Raw genomic sequence first — 23,400 nt, 5'->3', positions numbered from 1 at the left:
CTGGTGGTACTCGGGTGTTCGTCCGGTGCGGCGAGTGGGGGCACCTCCCACGCCCTTCAGGCAGTGGGGGAGCGTGCCGGGCGTCGCGGGGCAGGCGGGACTTTGCGGACACCCCCTAGCAGGTGCCCCTCAAGCGCCCGGGTCAGCACAGCCGGCGGAATGCTGGTCTGGAACACTCCCTGCCGCTGACCCCGGGCGATGATCGCCTCCGCCATGTCACGTGCGGGGGCGAGGACTACGGTGACCTGTTCGGGTCCGAGGTCCTGTGGGGCGAGGCGGAGCAGGATGCGGTAGCGGTCGCCGACGGGCCACACGGCGAGGACGAAGCGCGCCAACTCCACGACGGCGCTCGCTACTGGCACCCGCGGGGCCGCGAGCGCCTGCCGCAGCGCCTGCGCCGCATCCTCCACCAGCGCCTCCATCAGCGCGGCCCGGCCGTGGAAGTGGCCGTAGACCGTACGACGCACCACACCCGCCGCCACAGCGATGTCGCCGAGGCCGCTGTCGGGATTGCGGCCGAGTTCCTGCCGGGCCGCTTCGAGGATGCGGGCCCGCGTGAGCAGCGTTCGACTGCGTTCCGGTGCGGCTGTGACGGATGCGTGGGTCATGTCGGACTCCGGTTGGCGGGAGCGCGGCTCGATAGTTGCACACCATTGGGCAATAAACTAACCTGCACATCAGTGGGCAATTAAGTACCCCGTGGTGCCGGGCCCCCTCTTGGCCGCGCTCGCACCGTTCCGACAGATCCGCACCCCGAAGCCTCCGCTTCACCTCCTGCTGAGGAGCCTGACGATGCCGCTCTTTGCGAAGACACCCGTCGAGAAGATGACCGAGCCCTATCCACGCCGCTGGTGGGCGCTGCTGGTGCTCTGCCTGAGCCTGCTGATCGTGGTCATGGCGAACACGTCACTGATCGTGGCCGCCCCCGACATGACGAAGGACCTGGGGCTGAGCAGCAGCGACCTGCAGTGGGTCATCGACGGCTACACCGTCCCCTACGCCGCGCTGATGCTGGTCCTGGGCGCGATAGGTGACAAATACAGCCGCCGCGGCGCGCTCGTCCTGGGCCTGCTGATCTTCGTCGGCGGATCTGTGACGGGCGGCCTGGTCGACGAGACCAGCCTGGTCATCACCGCCCGCGCGATCATGGGTGTCGGTGCCGCCGTCGTCATGCCGGCCACGCTCTCGCTGCTGGTCGCGATCTTCCCGCGGGCCGAGCGCGCCAAGGCGATCACCGCCTGGTCCGCGACCTCCGGCCTCGCCATCGCCGCCGGTCCGCTGGCCGCCGGATGGCTGCTGGAGTCACATGCCTGGGGCTCGACCTTCCTGATGAACGTCCCCATCGCGGTCCTCGGCGTCATCGGCGCGCTGGTGCTGGTGCCGCCGTCGAAGGCGGAGGGCATGGGCCGGATCGACTACGTCGGCGGTCTGCTGTCGATCGTGTCGGTCGGCTCCCTGGTCTACGCGACCATCGAGGGCCCGCACTTCGGCTGGGGCGTCGGCCCGATCACCGCGGCCGTCGTCGCCGGCGTGGGCCTACTGGCTTTCGTCGCCTGGGAGTTGAAGCACCCCAACCCCATGCTGAACGTGCGCAAGTTCACCGAGCGCCCCTTCAGCAGCTCGATGCTCGCGGTGCTGTTCTTCTTCTTCGGCACCTTCGGCTCGATCTACTACTCCACCCAGTTCCTGCAGTTCGTCCTCGGCTATGACGCCCTGGAGACCGGTATCCGACTGCTGCCGCTGGCCGGCGCGGTCTTCGTAGGCGCGGCGGTCACCGGCAAGCTGGCCCCGAAGCTGGGCGTGAAGCTGGTGGTCGGCACCGGCATGGTCATCGGTACGGCAGGCGTCTTCCTGCTCACGCGGATCGAGACGGGCTCGACCTACACCGACTTCCTGCCGCCCCTGCTGCTGCTCGGCTTTGCCATCGGCCTGAGTCTCGCCCCGGCCACGGACACCATCATGGGCTCCTTCCCGGAGGACGAACTCGGTGTCGGCGGCGGCGCCAACGACACCGCACTGGAACTGGGCTGCGCTCTGGGCATCGCCATCCTCGGTTCGCTGCTGGCCACGTCCTACAAGGACAAGCTGACCGACATGGTCGGCGGCCACCTCCCGGCCGCGGCGATGGACACGGCCAAGGACTCCGTCGGCGGCGGCATCGCGGTCGCCGAGCAGGTCGCCAAGAACCCCCAGGGTGGCGCCGAGCAGGCCCAGACCCTGCTCGGGGCGGTGCACGAGTCCTTTGCTCACGCCATCGCCCACACCAGCCTCATCGGCGGCATCATCATGGCCGCCGGAACGCTGATCGTCATCGCAGTCCTGCCCGGCCGCAAGCACACCACCAAGCGCGGTGAGGAAGAGGCGGCGCAGACGGCCGAGGCGCAGACGCAGACCGTGGGCGCCTGAGCCCAGTACACCGGAGGCCGCAACCCCGATTCCGGGCTCCTCACCCCAGGACGGGCCGTGCCTTGAGCGGCGCACGGCCCCGGGACGGCGCCGGGAGGGGACACCCGGCGCCGTCCCCCTTCTTGTTGTCCGCAGCCGGGATGCTGACACGACTACCGAGGGTCGCAGAAGACGTCAAGCGGCAGAGTGCGAGTCATTCTCGATCCCGAGCGCGACGTCGACGCGTCTCGTCTATGTGAAGAGAGTCCGTTCGTCCGTGCTCGGCACATCGGTGGCGTCACCGACGGCGGGGGTGTACCTGAAAAGCCCCCGGCACCTTGGGTGCCGGGGGCTTTTCGATGTCCGGGCCGAAAGGCCGAGTTACGGCTCAGTCGTCAGGCATCTCCTGCGTCGCGGCCACATCGTCGACGACGGCCCGCGCCTGCTGCTCTGGGACGCCGGCAGCGATGAGTGTGGTTATGGCCACCCGAGTGCCGTCGTCCTCCAGAGTCCCGGAGTTGACTTCCTCCAGCAGGGCGACCGTCATGGCCTCAAGGCCGGCGCTCAGCACCGGGGCCGGCAGGTGGGAGTGGAAGACGCCGTCCCGCTGTCCTTGCTCCACGATGGCCGTGACCCTGACCCGGGCGGGCTCCAGAATTCCGGCGACCCGGTCCATGCCGAGGTCCTGCCGGGCCAGCGCCAAAAGCATCCGGTAGCGATCGCCCACGGGCCAGAGCGACAACACAAACTGCGCGAGCGACCGATCGGCAGGCTCTGCCGCCTCTGCTCCGAGCGCCACGGCGGCTTGGAGCGCCTCGGCGGCCTCCTCGGCCAGCGCGTCCAGGAGCGCCGCCCGTCCGGGAAAGTGCCCGAACAGCGTGCGCCGTACGACACCGGCGGCGCGGGCGAGCTCCTCCAGCGTGATGTCAGGGTTCCGCCCGAGCTCTTGACGCGCGGTGGTCAGGATGCGCGCCCGATTGGACCGTGCGTTGCGTCTCTGGGGCACACGGCCGACGGTCTGGGACACGAAGGAACCTCGAAGAAGCCAGAACGGATAACGGACCCTTCATTCTGGCACGTGGGCGGGGCCCGACCGATCTGCGGCCGCATCCGGGATCGAGTGGCCCCGCTCGTGCAGGAAGGTCTTTGATGTCGGGCGGTTCCCGCGGCTCGATGCCGTTGAACTGAAATCGAGCACGTCTGCGCCACACCGAACTCGGCGGCATGTGGGCGCGATACGGATCGCGTAGATCGCCGTCACCAGGGCAAAGGGTATTACTGCCTCATTGCAGGGGCGTCGAGCCGGCCAGGACGCGTAGCGCGGAGACGGGCTTGCGCAGGCCGTAGGCGACTACGGTGGAGCGGCATCCAGGGTGCTGCCAGGTGAGCAGGGCGCGTCCTTCGGTCATGCTGCCGTCCACTGTCGTGGGCTCACCGACGGGCGGCAGGGGGCCGACGACTTTGAGGGCGAGGCCCGCGATCTCGGTCCAGAAGTAGTCGTCCCGTACCGCCCCCGCGGGATCGAGCTTGAGGGCGGAAGCGGCTGCGACCTTGCCTTGGCCGACGGCGTTGGACCAGAACGGTGCGCGCCGCTCGGGGTCACCGGCGAGCGCCGCGAAGCCGGTGCTCCGTAGGAAGCGGATGCCGTGTGTCGCGGCGCGTTCGGTGATCGCGGCAGACAGATGGCTGCCGATTATCCGCTCAAGCGGGCGGTTCACGTCCAGCACCGTGACCGGGATGCCGCGGGCGGCGCAGGCCGTGGCCACCTCCATGCCCAGGAAGCCCGCGCCGATCACGACCGCGGAGCGCACGGTTTCCAAACGGCGACCTCAGCGCCCCGCGCAGAGCACCGCGTCAGTGAGTTGGAAGCCGCGCGCCCGAAGCCGCAGCCCGCCCGATCTCTCCAACTCGCTCTGGAAGTAGGTGACTGAGCCGGATAAGCTGACGGGACAACGTCTGGCCTGCGGCAACGGCCATAGAGGCTCCGCCCCACATACGGGGCGGAGCCTCTGCGCGTTGGAAGGGAAATCCGCTGCGCGCGGGTTCGACTCCGGTCCGTGAGCTGGCGAGATTGTCCTCTGTCTCTTCAGATCGACCCTGGCGGGCCACATTGAGGCCGAGTTGAGGCCGTAAGGACAGGAACAGACCGACAAGGGCTGCCTAGCCCCAACACGGGTAACCGCATCTGACCTGCGAAAACGTCATGGATGAGCGTTGATCGACAAGGGCCGCCAAGATCCCCAAAGGACTCATAATCCGTCGGCCGTGGGTTCGAGTCCCACCCGCCCCACTGTGCACGCCTCTGACCTGCGGAAACGTCTCATCATGGGTGTGGATTCAGGACTTTGGCGCAACGAAACTCAATCCGTTGCTCGTGACTTCAACTCTGTGGTGGTAGGCGTTAGTCCGCATCGCTCTGACCTGCTGTGATGTGATGGCCTGGGCGTTGGGCACGCCTCCGTGGTCGATGTTTCGAGGGGCTGCACGCCCGACTCTGGACGATGGCTGGACGCGAGGAATCGCAAGTGTCGTCTGATGATCTTCGAGTCCCGCCTCTGTCCGGGGTGGCGTGGGGGTGTGGCGGTCCGTGCGAGGGGGCTGTGGCCGAGGCGTGTGCCGGGATAACGGCCCGTACAGGAAAAGGCCCAGCGCACCCTTGCCTCATGCCGCGGCGTGCGCGCCCCTGTCGCGTTGTGACACGGCCAGGTAGCCGACGAAGCCGATGATCGCGGCCGTCCAGGCGAGGGTGACCGGTGCCAGGCCGAGGTCGAGGCCGCCGCGGGTGTGGGGGAGGGCCATCCAGTCGGCGAGGGAGGCTCCGAGGGGGCGGGTGATGACATAGGCGGTCCAGAAGGCGGTCACCGCGCCGAGGGCGCCGAAGCGGTGGGCCAGGGCGGGTACGCAGATGGCGGCTGCGAAGAGGGCGACCGAGCCCAGGTAGCCGAAGCCGGCGGTGGCGGTGAGATCGCCCGTGGCGGTGCCGAGGGCGAAGGTGGCGAGGACGGCCGCCCAGTAGAACGCCTCGCGGCGCCGTGTCCGGATCGTGTGGATGGAGAGGGTCTGCTCGCTCGCGTACCAGAGAGCGAAGACCATGGCCAGTGCGACGAGGAACGCCGGCGCCGAGGCGGCGTACGGCACGCCGAGGCCGACGTGCAGGACATCGGCGGCCATGGTGCCGAAGACGCTGACCATGACGACGGCGGTCCAGTAGACCCAGGCGACATACCGGCGGAGCGTGAACTGCACGGCCAGGGATGCCACCAGGGCGAGTCCGCCGAGCGCCACCGCCGGGATCGGGCCGAGCGTGCGCGCCAGGAAGTCCGACGCCGTCTCGCCCATGCCGGTGGTCAGCACCTTGATGATCCAGAAATAGACGGTCACGTCCGGCACCTTGTTTGCCAGTTGGCGTACCGGGGCGACGGGGTGTTGATCGAGGACGGGCTTTGCGGTCATGATCCGCACGATCGCACTTCGAGCATGAACGCAACCTGAACGGTGCGCGAGGCAGTGGCGGCATGCGTACCGAGGTGCGAACCAGGCAGGCATGGATCAGTACCCGGTTGATCTCGCCTATGACCTAGGGCTCCGTTCGGGCCTCTCGCGTGGGCTGCAGCCTGGCATGCCCTCACCTTGGACAGGGGGGAGTGAGACGACTTCTTCTCACCCGCCTCTAACCGACGAGCCGTACGGTGAGGTCTCCTCCTACGAGATGTAGGAGGAGATGGTTTCCGGGGCGCGTGACGACGAGAGGAGCGGGATGGCCTACGGCTCGAACGTCACGGTGACCGGCGCCTCTCGCGCCGGCTTCCCACCGCGGACGTTCCCGCCCGGGCGCCCGTGGGGCGAACCTTGGCTCGCGGCCGTCGCGGGGGCTTTCACGCTCGCCCAGTTCGTCCTCGTACGACCGGATCTTGGTCTCGGCTGGGACGAGACGGTCTACGTCGGTCAGGTCAGCGGCCAGGTTCCCGCCGCCTTCTTCAGTGCGCCCCGCGCCCGAGGCATCTCCCTGCTTGCCGCGCCGATCGCGTCGTGGTTCGACTCCACCGCCCTTCTGAGGGTCTACCTGGCGGTCCTCGCCGGTCTGGGCCTCTACTTCGCCCTGCGCATCTGGCGAGCCCACGTCATGCCGCGCGTCCTGGCGCTGGCGGGTGCCCTGTTCGCCTCCCTGTGGGTGACCCTGTTCTACGGCCCGCAGGCCGTGCCCAACTACTGGGTCGCCGTCGGCGCCCTGGCCTGCGTCGGCTGCTTCCTGCGTGTCCGGGCGAACGCAGGTGACCGGGCAGCCTGGTGGGGCGTGTGCGCGGGCGCGGCACTGATGGCGTGGATGCGCCCGATGGACGCGCGCACTTGGTCCATGGAGCGGGCCGGCGTTCTGCACGCCTACGTCGCTCCCTTCGTCCGGCAGGGGCGGTGACCGTGGTGACCGTGTCCGACAGCGTGACCATGACCGCGGGCAGGCGCCAATACCTCCGGCTGGGGATCACCCTGGCGGTGCTCGTCACCGCCGGCGGCGTGCTCGCCGCGCACCGGGCCACGCTGGACAGCGGGACCGACCAACTGGCTGCCGCCGACGGGGAATGGCTGCTGCTCGCCTGCTGCGCCACTGTCGCCACGTGGGTGTGCGCGGCCGTGGCGCAACAGGGAGCGGTCATCGAACGGCTGCCGAGGGGACGGCTGGTGGCCGCGCAGTTCGCGGCATGTGCCGCCAACCACATCCTGCCCGCGGGGGCCGGGGCGAGCTTGGTCAACCTGCGGTTCCTGAGGCGGTGCGGCCTGTCCACCAGGCGCTCGGCGACCGCGCTGGCGGTGAAGGCGGCCGTGGGCGGGATCGTCCGGTGCGTGCTGGGTGTGGCTCTGCTGGTGGCCTCGCCGGGCGCTGTCCCGCTGTCGGCGCGTGTCCCGCACCTGCTGGTCCTGGCGCCGGCGGCGGCAGCAGCCGTCGTACTGGCGGTCGTGGCCAGCGGCCGGCTCAGGCGGGCGGCGGGGCGGGCCCTGGCCGACGTACGGGAGGTGCATCGCTCCCGCGGGCGGGCCTGCGCGCTGTGGGGCGGCTCGGTCGCCTTCGCGTTGCTGCACGCGGGCGTGGTCGTCGCCGTGGTCCACGCACTCGGCCTTGCACTGCCCACGAGCCATGTGGTGATGGCGTACCTCGTTGCCAGCGGGGCGGCGGCGCTGCTTCCCACGCCCGGTGGTCTGGGGTCGTTGGACGCCGCGCTCGCCCTCGCGCTCACGGCCGCCGGAGCACCGGGGCAGACGGCGATCTCGGCGGTCATCGGCTACCGCCTGCTGACCGGATGGCTGCCGATGGCACCGGGGCTGCTGGTCCTGGGGTTGCTGGCCCGCCGTTCGGCACTCTGAGCCGACGGCGGTGTTCTCTGCCCCTCTCCCTTGTCAGGTGACCGGCATGAAGGGTGACGGTCGTGCTGCCGGCCTTCCCTCTGCCGCTTCCACTCGCCCTGTGTCGGGCGCGGAGCCCGCTGCGCACGCAGATCGTCCTACTCCGCCCTGGCTGGCGTCTCTCCTCTGCCCGGTGACGAACGGCTCATGGCGTGCGGCTCGGTGGCAGCCTTTTCATCCGCCGCCTTGCCTTGCGTGGCGATCCGGTCGGCGCGCCGGGTACCGGGCGGTGAAGGTGATGGCGGGCGACGAGTTCGAGCGTCACCGCGACCGCGACGGACTGCACTGCCATGAGCGCGATCAGGACGAACAACTGCACCGCCCCGGCCATCACGGGACTCGCCCCTCCCATCAGCATGCCGACGAAAGCACCGGGGAGGGTGACCAACCCCACCGTCCGAGTCTGATCGAGGCCCGGCAGGAGTGCCTCTGATGCCGCGGGGCGTGCGATCTCCATCCGCGCGTCCCGGTCCAGGAAGCCCAGGGCCATCGCGGCTTCCACCTCTCCATGGCGCTGGGCCAGTTCGTCCAGGGCACGACGTCCGGCGAGGACGGTCACGGTGAGTGCGCCGCCGATAAGGATGCCCGTGATCGGGATCAGTGCTATGCCTCGCAGCGGGACGAGCCCCGTCAGCAGCAGGGCCGTGACGACCGGCACCACACCGGCGGCGATCGGGGCGGCCGTGAGCCACCAGGTGTGGTCGCTGGTGACTCTCCGTCCGGCCGTACGCACCGCCACCGCGAACATGACTACGAGGAACGCCAACAGCCCCGGCACGGACCTGACAGCCCGCTCGATGACCACCGACACCACGGCGAGCTGGGCCGCGGCCCGCAGCCCGGCGACGAGGATCTCCCGGGCCCGGCTCTTGTACGGGTGCGGGTCGAGATGGAACCGCCCCGCGACCACTGCCGCCGCCAGGAGCAGAGCGGCGAGAAGGACGCCGAGGGCGGTGTTGACCGGTATGAGGGATGCCGCACTCGACGTCACGTTTCCCACCTCAAGGAGCCGCTGCCCGGGCCGAGCTCTCGCTCTCCTAGCCAGATGATCACCGGCGGGACGTCACCTCGATGCGGACCGCGATGAAGCTCGGCGGCCGCCGGCCGTCCCGAGCACCTCTACCGCATCGCACGCTGAGCCGGCACTTTCGTTTGCCGAGCCGGTCGGGCGGACGGCACGTCGCGGTGGGGCTCCGTCTCGGTTTTCGGCTCTCGGCCACGGTTGGGTCTGTGACCTCGCCGTATGACTGGGTGGTCTGATGCCTTGGTGCGTGTCCTCCACTGTGTTCATGCTGCTGCCCGTTGCCTGGAGCGGTGCTCATGGTGACGCAGGGCAGGGCGGGTGCCGATGCCCCTCTGACCGCACGACCCGGCTCGCGGCTGTCTTCTGCAGCAGCCCGTAGGCGAGCACCGGCAGGAGCAGGTGTGGTTTGTCGGGCAGCGTGGTGGTGATCAGGACCGCGCTCGCGCTGCTGTTGTTCATGCCGCAGGCGAGCGTCAGCGAGGAGGAGGCGGGGCCGTCCAGATGCAAGAGCCGCGCGGCGGTCCGGCCCAACACGAAGGACAACAGGCAGACGAGCGCAGCCACGGCCAGTGCCGCGCCGAACAGGAGGGGGCGCGGGTGCGCGAGGAACGAGCCCAGGGCACCACTGGCGTTCACGTATGTCAGGACCAGCGATCCGGCCAGCGCCACGGGCACGATCACCCGCAGCGCCAGGCTGAGCCACGCCGTCGACAGCGCGAGTCGGAACAGGATGCCGACTGCACAGGGGAGGACCACGGTGACGAGGGCGAAGCCGCCGTGGGCCGTGCGGCCCGTCTCCGCGAGCGTGTCCGCGTAGCCGTCGTCGAGGAGTGGCACCAGAGTGGTGATGACCAGCGGGATGGTGAGCGGGCTGAGGAGCGTGGAGACGAGGACGAGTCCCACCATGGTGGGTTGGTCGCCGTCGCCCTTGCCGGTCCATACGGTGGCTCCGGCGGCCACAGGCATCGCCACGATCAGGATCATCGCGGTGATCAGTCCGCTGCCGCCGTCGCTGTCCGGGGTGCGGTGCAGTCCGAACGCGACGACGGGGATGACCAGGAGCGGGATCACGAGGTGGAGGACCATCCCGGCCAGCAGGGCGGTCGGCTTGCGGAGCAGGCGGCCCAGTTCGCGGACGGGAACCTGGAGTCCGGCGGAGAAGAGCACCAGGGACAGCAGCAGCGGGGCGGTGCTCAGGGGCAGGCCGGTGACGGTGCCCAGCGGCATAGTGTGGTCGCGGCGCAGCCACAGGCCGGGCCCGGGCAGGACGAGGGCGGCGACGTAGGACAGCACGACGGCCCGGCCGAGCCGACGGCGCAGCCAGGCCGTCACCCGGTCGGCAGGCGGTGGGGAGGCAGTCGGACGGTCCAAGGCGGCCTTCTTCCATGGCGGCGGAGGGGACGGGGCGGAACGCCGCTATGCAGGAGCCGTGATCACGAGTCGTCATGGCACTCATGATGCTCGGGCGAGGCGGACGGGGCAGCCGGTGACGCACGGCAGTCAGGATGCGTTCAGGTATCCCGTGGCACGGTCGGTCCTCATGACATACGAGACCTCACAGACGCCCACGCCCTCGGAGGCAGGCACCCAGGTGTCGCCCTCCGGTCGCCGACTGGGCTGGAACAAGGTGCCCGAAGTCACCGTCTACTTCTGGGTCATCAAGGTGCTGTGCACGACGGTCGGCGAGACCGCGGCCGACCTGCTCAACGAGAAGGCCGGTCTCGGTCTGACCGGTGTGTCGGTGCTGATGAGTGCCCTGCTGGCGGTCGTCCTGGTGGTGCAGTTCCGTACCACCGCCTACCGTGCGGGCGTGTACTGGCTCGCCGTCGCCCTGATCAGCGTCGTCGGCACGCTGATCAGTGACAACCTCACCGACAACATGGGCGTACCGCTGGAGACCAGCACCACCGTCTTCGCGGTCATCCTGGCGATCGTCTTCGTGGTCTGGTACCGGCGCGAGCGGACCCTGTCCATCCACCACATCGACACCACGAGCCGCGAGTCCTACTACTGGCTCGCCGTGCTGTTCACCTTCGCCCTCGGCACCGCGGCAGGTGACCTGGTCTCGGAGCGCATGGACCTGGGCTACTGGCTCTCCGCGGTCTTGTTCGGCCTGGCCATCGCCGCGGTCGCCCTCGCGCACTTCAAGCTCGGCCTGGACGCGGTGTGGAGCTTCTGGATCGCCTACATCCTCACCCGTCCGCTCGGCGCGTCCATCGGCGACTACCTCTCCCAGCCCACCGGCGACGGCGGCCTGGGCCTGGGCACCGTCATCACCAGCGCGCTGTTCCTCACGGTCATCCTCGGCCTGGTCGTGTACCTCTCGGTGACCCGCAAGGACGTGGCGCACCCTCAGGGCACCGCGCGGCACGCGGCCTGAGCGGGCACGCGGCAAGCGTTCAGGATGCGTTCAGGCTGAAGCCGCCAAGATCGGTCGCGGCGATCACCCTTCGGGGTCGCCTCATGACACACAGCGCTCGCCCCCCCCCGCGGGGCGGGCGTTCCGCCGTACGACCGAACAGGAGCCCCACCTTGGAGCAACCAGAACTCCTCACCGACTTAGACGTCGCGAGCACGACCAGGTCGGTGATGAAGAAACTCCCGGAAGTGACGCTGGCGTTCTGGGTCATGAAGATCGCCGCCACCACTCTCGGCGAGACAGCCGGCGACCTCTTCGCGCAGACCCTCAAGCTCGGCTACTTCCTCACCACGATCATGCTGTTCCTGATCTTCCTGGTGACGCTGGTCGTCCAGCTCAGGTCCAGCCGGTACAACCCGTTCTTCTACTGGACGGTGATCCTGTCGACCAGCATGGCCGGCACCACGATGTCCGACTTCATGAACCGGGACGCCAGCGCCAAGTACCTCTCGGGAGGCACCGCTTCGCTGGGATGGGGACCGCAGGGCCTGGGCCTCGGCTACCCGACCGGCGCCGCGATCCTCATCTCGATCCTGCTGGTCATCTTCGCCGTCTGGAAGGCGACCGGGATGACCTTCCAGATCCGGGACATCGTCACGTTCCGCGGCGAGTCCCTGTTCTGGTCGGCGATCCTCGTCTCCAACACCCTCGGCACCTCCATGGGCGACTTCCTCTCCGACAGCTCCGGCCTCGGCTACGCCGGCGGCGCGCTGCTCGTGACGGGCGCACTGGTGGTCCTCGTCTTGCTGATGAAGGTGCCGGTCGTTCCGAACGTGCTGCTGTTCTGGATCGCCTTCGTCCTCACCCGCCCCCTGGGAGCCACCGCCGGTGACCTCCTTACCAAGCCGGTCACCAAGGGCGGCCTGGACCTCGGCACCGCCGGATCTTCCGCCGTGCTGCTGGCCGTTCTGGTCGGGCTGACGGCATACGCGCAGGTGAAGGAGCGCAGGACACCGCAGATGACGGAGCGGGAGCCGGTCGTCCGGCGGGCCGACTGAATCACGTCATCCGGCGGGCAGGTCGACCACGAATCGTGCTCCGGATGTGTGCCCGTGGTCGTGGAAGACCTCGCCGCCGACGGCGCGGGCCAGGCGCCGCGCAAGCGGCAGTCCCAGGCCCGCCCCGTCGTGCCCGTCGCCGGAGTCCGCGCGCCGGCCGGGCTGGAAGAGCTCGTCGAGGAAGTCCTCCGGTACGCCAGAACCGTCGTCGGTGACGTCGATGCGGACGCCGCCGGGCAACTGCCTCGCGGACACCGTCACCGTGGAGCCGGCATAGCGAACGGCGTTGGCCAGCAGCGGGCTGACGATGCGTTCGAGGAGAGCGGAAGCGACGCCCGCCTCAAGCTGCTGGTCCGGTACGTCGACGACCGTCTTCAGCTGCTCCCGTGCGTCGAGGTGCTCGACCAGCCGACGCAGCACGGGAGCGACAGGGGTGACACCGACGGCCGTGGTGGTGTTCTGCGCGCCTTCGCGGGCGTCGTTCAACAGCGTGTCGCAGATGGTGCGCATGGACTGGGCGGCCTCCGCGATCACCTCGTGGGTGGCGTGGGTCTCGGCGGCCGAGCGCGGGCGGGTCCGCCACCAGTCGAGTTCGACGACGATCCGGGTGAGGGGGGTGCGCAGTTCGTGGGACAACTCCCCGGTCAGCTGCTGCTCGTGACGCAGCACCGTGCGGATGCGGTCCAACAGTGCGTCCAACGAGGTGCCCAGGCGGGCCAGTTCGGCCGGCTGGTCCTCGGCGCCGAAGCGTTCACCGGAGCCGACGGCGCTCCACTGGGTGGCCTGGTCGGTCATGGTGCGTACGGGGCGCAGCGCCCGTCCGACGGCCAGCCGCGTCAGCGCGTAGGTGCACGCGAGCATGACGGCGTCCAGGATCACGGAACCCAGCAGCAGGGTGTCGGCCGAACTCCGGTAGGGCCCCAGGTCCAGGGCCGTGACCACGGTGGCGCCGTCACGGCCGCCCACGAGATCCGCACACAGGCGTATGGCATGGGGGCTTTGGGCGTCGACGGTCGAGCAGGCGCTCTTGCGTTGTGCGGCGAGCCGGTCGGCGGCCCGGGTCAGCGTGCTGTCGGCCGTGGTGGCGGGCGGCTGCTCCAGCAACTGTGTCCCGGCGTAGATCCACGCGTTCGCGTCGAGGAGGTGGTCGTTGACGGTCTCCAGGACCCGCGCCCGGGGCCCGCTGGTGTCGATGGTCGTGGCGACGGCCGCGGCACGGTTGCGCAGTTGGTCGTCCGCCTGGTGCCGCAGGTGCCGGTCCATCACGGTGTTGAACGCCACGGTCAGCACGGTCATCAGCAGCGCGGCGGTGGTCAGTGCCACGAGAGAGAGCCGACCGCGCAGGGTACGGGGCGCCAGATGGCGCGGGAGACGGTTCATGACAGGCGGTGTCCGATCCCGCGCGCCGTCGTCAGGCTCAAGCTGCTGCCAGCCTCGCGTAGCTTACGGCGAAGCCGGCTCAGGTACTGGTCGAGGGTGTTGTCGCTGACCTGTGCGCCGTCCGGCCACGCGGCCCTGACCAGGTCGCGGCGGGACACGAGGGTGCCGCCTGCGGCCATGAGCGTAGCCAGCAGACGGAACTCCGTGGGGGACAGGTCGATGTGGAGGTCGCCGACGTGCGCGCTGTGCCGGGTCGCGTCCAGTACCAGGTCTCCGGCGGTGGCTACGGCCGCGGGTGCGGCTCGTTTGAGTGCGGCCTTCAGCCGGGCGACGAGTTCGGCGAGATGGAACGGCTTGGCAAGGTAGTCGTCGGCTCCGGCGGAGAACCCGGACAGCCGGTCGGTGAGGTGATGGCGGGCCGTCAGGAAGATGATCGGGGCGGCGAAACCGCCCGCGCGCAGCGCCTGGCAGACGTCCCGGCCGTCCGCGTCGGGCAGCCCCACGTCCAGGACGGCCGCGGCGATGCCACCCGTGGCCAGCCGCAGGGCGGACGCCCCGTCCGGGGCGGGCACGGGGTCGAAGTCCTCGTCGCGCAGGCCGCGCAACAGGACGTCACGCAGGCCGTGATCGTCCTCGACGACCAGGATCTTGTGGCGCATGGTCCTCCGTCGGCTCTTGGTCGGTGTGCGTCGTACCTGAGATGAACCCCCCGGGCAGCCACCAGGTAGCGGCGCACAGGCACATCCCGAGCCAGCCGATGGCGAAGAGCCAGCCGCCGACGACGTCGGTGAACCAGTGCACCCCGAGGTAGACACGGGTCAGCCCGACCAGCGCGCCCCAGCAGCCGAAGACGAGAGCGAGCAGGGTCCTGCCGCGCGGGGCGCGGAGGTACACGGCGATGACAAGCAGTCCCGCGGTGAGGGCGGCCGTGGTGGCGTGGCCGGAAGGGAAGGCCCACCCCGAGGCATGCGTGGACCACTCCGCGCGGGCGGGACGGGGCCGGGCGGCGAACTCCATCACCCCGTAGCGAGCAGCCTGCCCGGCGCCGAGGCAGACGAGACAGAGAGCGGCGGTGACGGCCCGTCGGCGCGGGGTGCGGCCGACGATGATCCCCGCCAGCACGCAGAGGACGTACGGGATGACGCCGGTTCCGGTGGCGGTCAGCCCGCGGGCCAGCGCGACCGCCACATCCGGGCGATGGCCGACGGACCAGGACAGCAGGTCCTCGTCCCCGTACAGTGGCCGACCGTCGCCGATCACGGTCATGGTCAGTACGCCGAACGCCGTCCACGCGCCCAGGCCGACGCTGCCGGCCAGCTCGCCGAAGTCGCTGCGCTTCATGACGCCAGGACCAGCGGGCGCAGCCATGTGACGGTGATCCGCCGGACCAGGGGCTCCGGACGGCGGCGCACCGCGGTCATCGCAAGCGCCGCGACGAGGGCTCCCACGACAACTCCGGCGGCGACGTCGTGCGGATAGTGCGCGCCGACCCAGACCCGCGAGACCGCCATCGCGCAGGCGGCCACGGCCGCGACGGCACCGAGCCGCCGGGACACGAAGAGCAGGGCGACCGCGGCCGCGGCGGCGATGGCCGCGTGGTTGCTGGGGAAGGACCAGTCACCCGGCGCCGGACACGCCTCCAGGGTGGCCACGTGCAGCCTCTGACAGGGCCGGTCCTCGCGCACCAACAGCTTGACGGCGGCATCGACCCCGTACGCCGCGACGACGACCACCGGCACAGCCAGTGCGACGAGCGCGGTCGTGGCGCTCACCCGCCGCGCCCGCCACCAGGCCACCGCCATCAGGACGGCGAACACCGCCAGACCGTACGTCGACCAGGCCGACACCATGTCGTCCAGCCAGCCGGGCGAGCGGTGAGCGAGATCGACCACGTCGGTGTAGGCGGAGCCGTCGATCGACGAGCCGTCGAAGGCGAGGATCATCCGTGTGCCTCGTTCGCCTTGGCGGCGCGGCGGGAGCGGTACAGCTCGGCGGCGAGCGGAATCAACGACACGGCCACGATCACGGCGACCATGGGCAGCAGATAACGGTCCACGTTCGGGATGGAGGAGCCCAGCGCGTATCCGCCCAGCGTCAGTCCCAGACTCCACACGAGACCGCCGATGACCTGCCACACGGTGAAGGTCCGCGCCGGAACTCCCAGCGCGCCTGCCATCGGATTGAGCACTGTGCGTACCACTGGCACGAACCGGGCCAGGAGGATCGCCTTCGCATGCCCGTACCGCTCCAACAGCTCCTCGGCCCTGTGCGCACCTTCATGCAGGCGGGCCGAGCGGCTGCGCGCCAGGAGCGCCCCGCCCGCCTTCCGGCCGAGCAGATAGCCGCACTGCGCACCGGCAAGGGCACCCACGGCCGCGGCCACCAGCAGCGGGGCGAGCGACAGTTTCACGCCGTGCTGGCCGCTCCCCGTGCACAGCAGCCCCGCGGTGAACAGCAGCGAGTCGCCGGGCAGGAAGAAACCGATCAGCAGCCCGGTCTCCGCGAAGAGGACCGCGCCGACCCCCAGCACACCGAAGGCGGCCAGCAGGGACTGCGCGCTCAGGACGTTCACCGCGAGCTGTGAGGCTGCGAACAAGGGTGCGGTCATGGACGCGGGCCCTCTCATACTGGATGTGCGGGCGGCACGCGAAGACGCCACCCGGGTGACTACAATTCTGTAGACGGTCTACTGAACTGTAGACGAAGATGGGGTGAGGATCGTTCCCATGACCGACGCGAAGGACGAACGCCGTCCAGCCGGCGAGCTGGAAGCAGCCGTCATGGCCGCCTTGTGGGCCGCCGGCACGGCTCTCACTCCAGGAGAGGTGCAGTTCGAACTCGCCGCCGACCTGGCCCGCACCACGGTGACGACGATCCTCTCCCGCCTGTACGAGAAGGGTGTTGTCGACCGCCGCCCACAGGGGCGCGGCTATGCCTACTACCCCGTGCAGGACGCCCAGGGGCTCACCGCGCGGCGCATGCACACCGAACTCGACCGTGACGGTGACCGGGAGACCGTCCTGGCCCGCTTCGTCGCCCAGCTCAATCCCGACGATGAACAGTTGCTGCGCCAGCTGCTGGAGGCCGACGATTGATGACGACCCTGCTGCTGATCCCGCTCCTGCTGCCCTTCGTGATGCCGCCGCTCGCCCGGCGAGCCCTCGACCGGCTGGCCCCCTGCACCTCTCTGTGGGCGCTCACCGCCGCTGCCCTGGTGCTGGCGGGTGCCTGTGTTGCCGCCCTGGGTGCCCTCGTCCTGACCGGACTGCTCAAGCTGCCGGCGTTCGCGTCGCTCGGCGAACTCGTCCACCCCCTGCGCACGCCGTCCGGCTACCTGGTCCTGCCTGTGGCCGCGATCGCCACCGGCCTGCTCACCATCGGCGCCTGGACCCTCGCCCGCTCGGCCCTGCGCCAGACGCGCGCCTTCCGCACCGCCCGTGCCGAGGCCGACCGACGGCCTCCCGCGGGTGACCTGTGCGTGGTCGACTCGCCCGAGCCGGACGCGTATGCCCTGCCCGGGCGCCCGCACCGCATCGTCGTCACCACCGCCATGCTGCGCAGTCTCGGCCCGGACGAGCGCGAGGCCCTCTTCGCCCACGAGCGGGCCCACAACCGGGGCGGGCACCACTACTTCCTGGCCGCCGCCGAACTCGCCGCCCACTGTCACCCCGCACTGCGCCCGGCACGCGCCGCCATCCGGCTGGCCGCGGAACGCGCCGCCGACGAATCCGCCGCCACTGCCGTGGGTGATCGCCGCCTGCTGGCCCGCGCCATCGCCCGCGCCGCCCTCGCCGGCCAGGCCGCGCGCTCCACCCGCCCGGACTTCGCTCCAGCCGCGACCACCGGCCCCGTTCCCCGGCGCGTCGCGGCGCTCCTCGCCGCTCCTGCGGGACACGCTCGGCGGTCGGTGTGCTGGGCCGCCCTCCTCCTCGCTGCCTGTGCGGTCCTGTCCGCCACCGCCGCGACGACCGGCGCCATCGCCTTCCACCATGACGTCGAGGTCGCTCAGGGCGAGGAGCCCCGCTGATCACTTTCCGTACCCGGCTGCCGCGCGGTCTGGTCTCCGTACCCGCGGTCCTCAAGGCATTCGTGGTGCCTTCGGCGACTCCAAGCCCGTCGGCGCCCAGGCGGTGGTTGAATCCCAGACAAGATCCAGGCCGTGATCTTCGCCTACGACCACGGCCTCGCCCGGCCCAGCGTGGACTGAGCCGATGCGTGGCGGCCGTCACAGGATGCGAGCTCAGCCGTTCGGTCCGGCCGGGGGCGTGGTGGTCTTGAAGCCCTCGGTCTTGTTGGCCTGGACGGCGAAGTCATTGGTGAACGTCTTGCCGAGGTCCACCGCCCCCTTCACGTTTCCGACCAGCTGTTCCGTCGCCAGAGAGGTCTTCGGACCGCCGGCCGGCATGATGCCGTCGGGGAGGAACTGGCCCTTGTCCTCCGTCAGGGCCGAAATGTAGTCGGCCTTGGTCACCAGCTGGTTCGACACGAACGACGCCGGCAGCTTGTTCGCGATGTCGGCCGCGCTGTGGGTGTTGATCCAGTGCATGGTGGCGACGAGCGCGTCGACGACCTTCTGCACGGTGGCCTTGTTCTGGTTCACCCAGTCGGTGCGGGCGAGCACACCGGCCGCCGGATAGGCGCCGCCCATCGCCGCCGTGGCGCCGGCCGTGGTGGCCAGGTCGATCGCGGAGGTACCGACGCCCTTCTTCTGGATCGCGGCGACCGTCGGCTGCGTCGTCATCACGCAGTCGACCTTGCCCTTCTGCAGCGCGGCGACGGCGGTGGAACCCGCACCGACGGCTATGCGGTGGAACTGGCTGGTCTTGACGCCCTTCTTGGCGGCCAGGAACTGGGTGAGGGTGTCGGTGCCCGATCCCAGGTCGGTGACGCCGAGCGTCTTGCCCTTGAAGTCGGCGCCCGAGGTGACGCCCGACTTCTTGGTGCACATTTCGCGCTCGCCCGGCGCGCCGGAGAGCTGGACGACGTCCTCGACCGCCTTGCCCTTCGCCTGGAACTCGATCGTGTGGTTGTACCAGGCGCCCGCCATGTCCACCTGCCCCGAGGCCATGGCTTCCTCGGCGCCGACACCGCCGTCCTGCTCGGTGCTCAGCTGGACGTCGACGCCGTACTTCTTGTAGAAGCCGAGCTGCTGGGCGAGCTGGTACGGCAGGTAGATCTGCTTGTCCAGGCCGCCGGCCATGAGCTTGACGGTCGGTGTGCTTCCCGCGCTGCCGCTCGCGGCGGACGAGGTGCTGGAGCAGGCGCTGACCGCGCCGAGAGCGAGAGCGGTGAGGACGGACGCGGCGACGGCGGCGGATCGTCTGGACATGACTGACCACATTCCTTTGCTGAGGGTTCTGAGACGAAGTAGGGGAAAGCGAGGGGAAGTCAGAGGGAATTGGCCTCGGACGGCGCCGGCGGGCGCCAGGACAGCAGCCGGTGTTCGAGCTTGCCGATCAGCCACTCGGCGCCGAGCACGATGACCGAGATGACGAGCATCGTCGCGAACACGCCGTTGGGATCGAAGTTGTTCTGCGCGGTCTTGATGACCAGGCCGAGGCCGCTCTGCGCACCGAGGACCTCGCCGACCAGCGCACCGACGATGGCGAAACCGAAGGCGCTGTGCAGGCTGGCGATGATCCAGGTGAGTGCGGACGGCACGATGACGTGACGGGTGATCTGCGTCTGTGAGGCGCCGAGCACCTTCGCGTTGGCGAGGATGTTGCGGTCGACCTCACGCACACCCTGGAAGGCGTTGAAGAAGACGATGAAGAACACCAGCACCGCGGCGAGCAAGATCTTCGGCAGCACCCCGATGCCGAACGCCACGATGAAGATCGAGCCGAGGACGATACGCGGGATGGCGTTGACCATCTTGATGTAGGGACCGAGCACGTCGGCGAGGAAGCGGCTCTGGCCGAGAGTGACGCCGAAGACCACACCGGTGACCGCTCCGAGGGCGAAGCCGGCGAGCGCCTCCTGGATCGTTGTCCAGATGTTCGAGTAGAACGACCCGAACTCCGTGCCGTGCCGGAAGAGGTCGGCCAGCCGCTTGGCGATGCCGGACGGCTGCCCGAAGAAGAACGGGTCGACGATCCCCCAGGACGTGAACGCCTGCCAGCCCCCGATGACGAAGACCGCGAGACCGATACGGCCCGCCCACACCAGCGCGATGCGCTGCTTGGCGGCGCGTTTGGCGGCGTCCGCGGCCGAGGACGGTACGCCGGCCTCGACCGAGCCGGCGGAAACTGCGGACGTCGTGCTCATGCTGTACCTCCTGCGGTGCGTGCGTAGGCGCGCTCCACCTCCTCGCGCAGCGTTTCCCAGATCTGGTGCTGAAGTTCGATGAAGCGGGGCTGGAACCGGATCTCCTGGACCGCGCCGCGCGGGCGCGGCAGGTCGATGTCGAAGACCGCCTTGACCGACCCGGGGCTGGACGTCATGACGACGACCTGGTCGGCGAGCGCCACGGCCTCGTCGAGGTCGTGGGTGATGAAGATGACCGAGGGGCGTATCTGCTCCCACAGACCGAGCAGTTCGGTCGACATGATCGCCTTTGTCTGTACGTCCAGAGCTCCGAACGGTTCGTCCATGATCAGGATCCGCGGTTCGTTGATCAGCGCCGCGGCCATCGCCACGCGCTTGCGCATCCCGCCCGAGAGCTGGTGCGGGTAGCGGTCCTCGAACCCGGTCAGGCCCACCCGGCGCAGCCAGTCGCGCGCCGAAGCCTGCGCCTTCTGCTTGGGGACGCCGCGGAAGATCGGACCCATCAGCACGTTGCCGAGGACGGTCTTCCAGGGCAGCAGCGCGTCGGTCTGGAACATGAAGCTGACGCCGTCGGCGACGCCGTCCACCTCACGGCCGCCGACCTTGACCGACCCCTCGCTGGGCCGGTCGAGCCCGGACACCATGCTCAGGGTCGTCGACTTGCCGCAGCCGGTCGGGCCCACCACGGCGCAGAACTGGCCCGGCTCGACAGTGAAGGAGACGTCCTGCAGTGCCGTGAACACCTCACCCGCAGGAGTCAGAAATCGTTTCGTGAGCCCGGAAATCTCGACTCGTGCGCTGTCCCGGCCGATCTTCTCGGCGCCAGGGCCCACCGCGACATCGTTTCGCGAAGCCATCTGGGGCTGTCTCCTTCCTCACCTCGGAGTTCGAGGAAGGCAGACGCTAAAGGCCGCGCAGTATTACGTCGCTGTTTCACACGTATCTCGCGTTAGTCGTGTTAACAGCAGTTCTGCGCGTTCTGCTCAGCGGATCAGGGGGTGGGCAGAATGTCCGTGGTGGGACACAATCACGCCACCACGGGTACGGCGCAGGGGCCGGGCCCGGCAGCACGACAAGGGCGAAGGCACCTGTGATGCCCATCCGTATCCGGATCGGCCGCGGCGGGAAGGGGAGGCTCTCCGCCCGGATCCTGGCCAACCAGCTGGTCATCCTGACTCTCACCGGGGCCATCGGCTTCGTACTGTTCGCGTTCGCCCAGCGGGCCGAGATCGACCGTGCCTATGAACAGCGAGCCCTGGACATCGCGCAGACCACGGCCGCCGATCCGCAGATCCGGCGGGCCCTGGCGCACGGCGGAGACCACGGCATCGTGCAGACCGTCGCGGAGCGGATGCGGAAGGCGTCGGGCGCGTCGTACGTCGTCGTGATCGACCTGCACGGCATCCGCCACTCCCACCCGGACCCGGCGCTGATCGGCGAGGGGGTGGGCGATCCGATCGTGGTGCTGGACGGCCGCACCCACGTGGGCACCGACCAGGGAGCGACCGGGCGGTCCGCCAACGGCAAGGCTCCGCTGAAAGGGCCCACGGGCACGCTGGTCGGCGAGGTGTCGGCCGGTATCCCGGAACACGATGTGCTCGGCGAACTGTGGCGGGAGCTGCCCACCTTCGGCCTGTACAGCACGATCGCCGTCGCGCTCGGCTCGGCGGCCGCGTTCCTGCTGGCCAGGCGGCTCAAGCGGTCGACCTTCGGGCTGGAACTGGAGGAGATCGCCGGGCTGCTCCAGGACCGCGAGGCGATGCTGCACGGCATCGGGGAGGGCGTCGTCGCCTTCGCTCCTGACGGCCGGATCACCGTGGTCAACGACGAGGCGCGCGACCTGCTCGGCATCGGCACGGCGCTCGGCAGCAGGATCGAGGAGCTGTTGCCTGACGGGCGGCTGCGCCGCGCACTGGACGGCACCCTGCCCGGCACCGATCTCAGCGTGCTGACCGACGACCACTGCCTCGTGGTCAACCGGATGCCGGTGACGCTGCAAGGCCGTGAACTGGGCGCGGTGGTCACCGTACGCGACCGCACCGAGCTGATCGGACTGCTGCGTGAACTGGACTCGGTACGCGGGCTGACCGACGCCCTGCGCGCCCAGCAGCACGAGTTCACCAACCGCATGCACACCGTGGCCGGGCTGCTGGACATCGGTGACCACGACGCCGCCTTTGAGTACGCCGTCGAGTCGGCCGGTGCCGAGCAGGCGCTGACCGAGTCCGTACGCGAACTGATCGGCAACGCGCTGCTCGTGGGGCTGATCGTCGCCAAGACCACGGTCGCCGCGGAACGCGGGGTACGGGTGGTGCTCAGCGACGACTCCGCGCTCGGCGAGGACCCGCCGCATCTGCGCCGACTGCTGACCATCGTCGGCAACCTGCTGGACAACGCGATCGACGCCGCGGCCGGCGGGCCGCCCCCGGCGGACGGCCGTGAGGTCGAGCTCTCGTTGATCGAGGCGGCCGACCAGGTGCTCGTGCGGGTCGCGGACAGCGGCCCGGGGATTCCGCAGGGCGCCGCCGGGGCGATCTTCGAGGATGGCTGGTCGACCCGGCCCGACCGGGGCACCGCCCGGCGCGGGCTGGGGCTGGCCCTCGTCCACCGGCTGGCCCAGCGGCACGGCGGCACGATCGCCGTCAGCGAAGGTCCTGGCGCGGTCTTCACTGTCGCACTGCCACTGCCGGACGCCACACCCGTACCGCGGGACGCACAGTTCACGACGGCCTCGCCGACAGGAGGCGATCGCGGATGATCCGGACCCTGGTGGTGGACGACGACTTCCACATCAGTCACATCCACTGCGACTACGCATCCCGGGTGGAGGGCTTCGAGGTGGTCGGCCGGGCGGCGACGGTGGCCGAGACGCTGGACGCGGTGCACACCCTCCACCCCGACCTGCTGCTGCTCGACATCTTCCTGCCGGACGGCAGCGGACTCGACGTGCTGCGGCGGCTCAGCGGTGCCGAGGGCGGTGCCCGCCCCGACGCGATCATGATCACCGCTGACAGGGACATCACCTCGGTGCGGACCGCCATGAAACTCGGCGCCGTGGGCTACCTGGTCAAGCCGTTCGGCTCCGCCGATCTGGCCGAACGGCTCACCGCCTACCGCGAACTCCAGCACCGCGCGGACGCTCTGAGCCTGGCCTCCCGGCCCGACCAGGCCGACGTGGACGCCCTGTTCAGCGCCGCACGGCCGCCGGCCGTCCCCCGGGTCCCGGCCAAGGGGCACTCCGGGCCGACCCTCGCCCTCCTGCACCAGGCGCTCCGCACCGCCCATGACGCACTGTCCGCGGCCCAGGCCGCCGAACTGACCGGCGTCTCCCGTGCCACGGCCCAGCGGTACCTCTCCTACCTCGTACGGGAGGGCATGGTCCGGCTCGAACTCCGCTACGGAGCCACCGGCCGTCCCGAGCACCGCTACCGGGTCGTCCCTTGAGGAACGGCAAGCAGGGAACGCTCGACGGTTGTCCCGTGCGGTGCGGTCTGCGGTAGCGGGCCCGGCGACATCTTCCGAGGGTAGGC

22 protein-coding genes and 1 pseudogene are annotated in these 23,400 nt (G+C 69.9%); 9 read left to right on the top strand and 14 right to left on the bottom strand.

Features of this window, described 5'->3' with window-relative positions; translation table 11 throughout:
- Positions 1-56: 56 nt before the first annotated feature.
- Entirely contained in the window at positions 57-608 is a 552-nt protein-coding gene (locus ACFYRY_RS40750) for a TetR/AcrR family transcriptional regulator (protein WP_389157921.1), read from the bottom strand.
- A 184-nt stretch (positions 609-792) separates the two neighbouring features.
- Here ACFYRY_RS40750 and ACFYRY_RS40745 point away from each other — a divergent pair, with 184 nt between their 5' ends.
- Positions 793-2,406 carry an MFS transporter gene (locus ACFYRY_RS40745; protein WP_389157919.1) on the top strand — a complete coding sequence of 538 codons (1,614 nt, stop codon included), beginning with the start codon at positions 793-795 and terminating at the stop codon, positions 2,404-2,406.
- A 367-nt stretch (positions 2,407-2,773) separates the two neighbouring features.
- Here the strand turns inward: ACFYRY_RS40745 and ACFYRY_RS40740 are convergent, their stop codons facing one another.
- From ACFYRY_RS40740 to ACFYRY_RS40730, 3 genes are all read right to left on the bottom strand, one after another.
- Positions 2,774-3,412 (bottom strand): TetR family transcriptional regulator, encoded by a 639-nt coding sequence (locus ACFYRY_RS40740; RefSeq protein WP_389157916.1) that lies wholly within the window; start codon positions 3,410-3,412, stop codon positions 2,774-2,776.
- Between the two features lie 256 nt (positions 3,413-3,668).
- Positions 3,669-4,196: an NAD-binding protein gene (locus tag ACFYRY_RS40735; protein ID WP_389157952.1), complete on the bottom strand. Its 528-nt coding sequence runs from the start codon at positions 4,194-4,196 to the stop codon at positions 3,669-3,671.
- Positions 4,197-5,046: 850 nt separating this feature from the next.
- On the bottom strand, positions 5,047-5,838 hold the full coding sequence (locus ACFYRY_RS40730) for a hypothetical protein (protein ID WP_389157913.1): 792 nt from the start codon (positions 5,836-5,838) through the stop codon (positions 5,047-5,049).
- A 304-nt stretch (positions 5,839-6,142) separates the two neighbouring features.
- Between ACFYRY_RS40730 and ACFYRY_RS40725 the strand changes: the two are divergent.
- Positions 6,143-6,727: pseudogene (locus tag ACFYRY_RS40725) on the top strand (hypothetical protein); the annotation flags it as partial.
- Positions 6,728-6,804: 77 nt separating this feature from the next.
- Positions 6,805-7,743: a YbhN family protein gene (locus ACFYRY_RS40720; RefSeq protein ID WP_389157950.1), complete on the top strand. Its 939-nt coding sequence runs from the start codon at positions 6,805-6,807 to the stop codon at positions 7,741-7,743.
- 184 nt (positions 7,744-7,927) lie between these two features.
- On the opposite strand, the gene ACFYRY_RS40715 is transcribed toward ACFYRY_RS40720, so the two are convergent.
- Both ACFYRY_RS40715 and ACFYRY_RS40710 read right to left on the bottom strand, forming a co-directional pair.
- Complete coding sequence (locus ACFYRY_RS40715) at positions 7,928-8,773, bottom strand: ABC transporter permease (protein WP_389157910.1); 846 nt, start codon at positions 8,771-8,773, stop codon at positions 7,928-7,930.
- A 327-nt stretch (positions 8,774-9,100) separates the two neighbouring features.
- Complete coding sequence (locus ACFYRY_RS40710) at positions 9,101-10,177, bottom strand: sodium-dependent transporter (RefSeq protein ID WP_389157908.1); 1,077 nt, start codon at positions 10,175-10,177, stop codon at positions 9,101-9,103.
- A gap of 169 nt (positions 10,178-10,346) precedes the next feature.
- On the opposite strand from ACFYRY_RS40710, the gene ACFYRY_RS40705 reads away from it, so the two are divergent.
- A complete protein-coding gene (locus ACFYRY_RS40705) occupies positions 10,347-11,186 on the top strand; it encodes a hypothetical protein (RefSeq protein WP_389157906.1) in 840 nt (279 codons plus the stop codon).
- A 152-nt stretch (positions 11,187-11,338) separates the two neighbouring features.
- Positions 11,339-12,223, top strand: a complete 885-nt coding sequence (locus ACFYRY_RS40700) for a hypothetical protein (RefSeq protein WP_389157903.1) — start codon at positions 11,339-11,341, stop codon at positions 12,221-12,223.
- A 6-nt stretch (positions 12,224-12,229) separates the two neighbouring features.
- On the opposite strand, the gene ACFYRY_RS40695 is transcribed toward ACFYRY_RS40700, so the two are convergent.
- The 5 genes from ACFYRY_RS40695 to ACFYRY_RS40675 are packed head-to-tail and all read right to left on the bottom strand — an operon-like array spanning position 12,230 to position 16,211.
- The gene (locus ACFYRY_RS40695) at positions 12,230-13,603 is read right to left on the bottom strand and encodes a sensor histidine kinase (RefSeq protein ID WP_389157901.1); all 1,374 of its coding nucleotides are present in this window, start codon (positions 13,601-13,603) and stop codon (positions 12,230-12,232) included.
- The gene (locus tag ACFYRY_RS40690; protein WP_389157899.1) at positions 13,600-14,262 is read right to left on the bottom strand and encodes a response regulator transcription factor; all 663 of its coding nucleotides are present in this window, start codon (positions 14,260-14,262) and stop codon (positions 13,600-13,602) included. The genes ACFYRY_RS40695 and ACFYRY_RS40690 overlap by 4 nt, the downstream gene beginning before the upstream one ends.
- Positions 14,216-14,944: a phosphatase PAP2 family protein gene (locus tag ACFYRY_RS40685; protein WP_389157896.1), complete on the bottom strand. Its 729-nt coding sequence runs from the start codon at positions 14,942-14,944 to the stop codon at positions 14,216-14,218. The genes ACFYRY_RS40690 and ACFYRY_RS40685 overlap by 47 nt, the downstream gene beginning before the upstream one ends.
- Complete coding sequence (locus ACFYRY_RS40680; protein WP_389157893.1) at positions 14,941-15,546, bottom strand: phosphatase PAP2 family protein; 606 nt, start codon at positions 15,544-15,546, stop codon at positions 14,941-14,943. The genes ACFYRY_RS40685 and ACFYRY_RS40680 overlap by 4 nt, the downstream gene beginning before the upstream one ends.
- Positions 15,543-16,211 carry a DedA family protein gene (locus ACFYRY_RS40675; protein WP_389157890.1) on the bottom strand — a complete coding sequence of 223 codons (669 nt, stop codon included), beginning with the start codon at positions 16,209-16,211 and terminating at the stop codon, positions 15,543-15,545. Before ACFYRY_RS40675 ends, ACFYRY_RS40680 begins: the two co-directional genes overlap by 4 nt.
- A 118-nt stretch (positions 16,212-16,329) precedes the next feature.
- Between ACFYRY_RS40675 and ACFYRY_RS40670 the strand changes: the two genes are divergently transcribed.
- Entirely contained in the window at positions 16,330-16,698 is a 369-nt protein-coding gene (locus tag ACFYRY_RS40670; RefSeq protein WP_389157887.1) for a BlaI/MecI/CopY family transcriptional regulator, read from the top strand.
- Complete coding sequence (locus ACFYRY_RS40665) at positions 16,698-17,630, top strand: M56 family metallopeptidase (RefSeq protein WP_389157885.1); 933 nt, start codon at positions 16,698-16,700, stop codon at positions 17,628-17,630. The genes ACFYRY_RS40670 and ACFYRY_RS40665 overlap by 1 nt, the downstream gene beginning before the upstream one ends.
- Before the next feature lie 213 nt (positions 17,631-17,843).
- Here the strand turns inward: ACFYRY_RS40665 and ACFYRY_RS40660 are convergent, their stop codons facing one another.
- The 3 genes from ACFYRY_RS40660 to ACFYRY_RS40650 are packed head-to-tail and all read right to left on the bottom strand — an operon-like array spanning position 17,844 to position 20,727.
- The gene (locus tag ACFYRY_RS40660) at positions 17,844-18,932 is read right to left on the bottom strand and encodes an ABC transporter substrate-binding protein (RefSeq protein ID WP_389157882.1); all 1,089 of its coding nucleotides are present in this window, start codon (positions 18,930-18,932) and stop codon (positions 17,844-17,846) included.
- Between the two features lie 59 nt (positions 18,933-18,991).
- Entirely contained in the window at positions 18,992-19,870 is an 879-nt protein-coding gene (locus tag ACFYRY_RS40655) for an ABC transporter permease (protein ID WP_389157879.1), read from the bottom strand.
- A complete protein-coding gene (locus ACFYRY_RS40650) occupies positions 19,867-20,727 on the bottom strand; it encodes an ABC transporter ATP-binding protein (protein WP_389157876.1) in 861 nt (286 codons plus the stop codon). The genes ACFYRY_RS40655 and ACFYRY_RS40650 overlap by 4 nt, the downstream gene beginning before the upstream one ends.
- A gap of 236 nt (positions 20,728-20,963) precedes the next feature.
- Here ACFYRY_RS40650 and ACFYRY_RS40645 point away from each other — a divergent pair, with 236 nt between their 5' ends.
- Together ACFYRY_RS40645 and ACFYRY_RS40640 are read left to right on the top strand one after the other, a co-directional pair.
- Positions 20,964-22,628 (top strand): ATP-binding protein, encoded by a 1,665-nt coding sequence (locus tag ACFYRY_RS40645; RefSeq protein WP_389157873.1) that lies wholly within the window; start codon positions 20,964-20,966, stop codon positions 22,626-22,628.
- Complete coding sequence (locus ACFYRY_RS40640; RefSeq protein WP_389157870.1) at positions 22,625-23,314, top strand: response regulator; 690 nt, start codon at positions 22,625-22,627, stop codon at positions 23,312-23,314. Before ACFYRY_RS40645 ends, ACFYRY_RS40640 begins: the two co-directional genes overlap by 4 nt.
- The last annotated feature ends 86 nt before the right edge of the window (positions 23,315-23,400 follow it).

The sequence above is a fragment of the Streptomyces sp. NPDC005263 genome (assembly GCF_042872365.1).
Taxonomy (GTDB): Bacteria; Actinomycetota; Actinomycetes; order Streptomycetales; family Streptomycetaceae; genus Streptomyces.
This window is presented reverse-complemented; position numbering and strand designations above follow the sequence as displayed.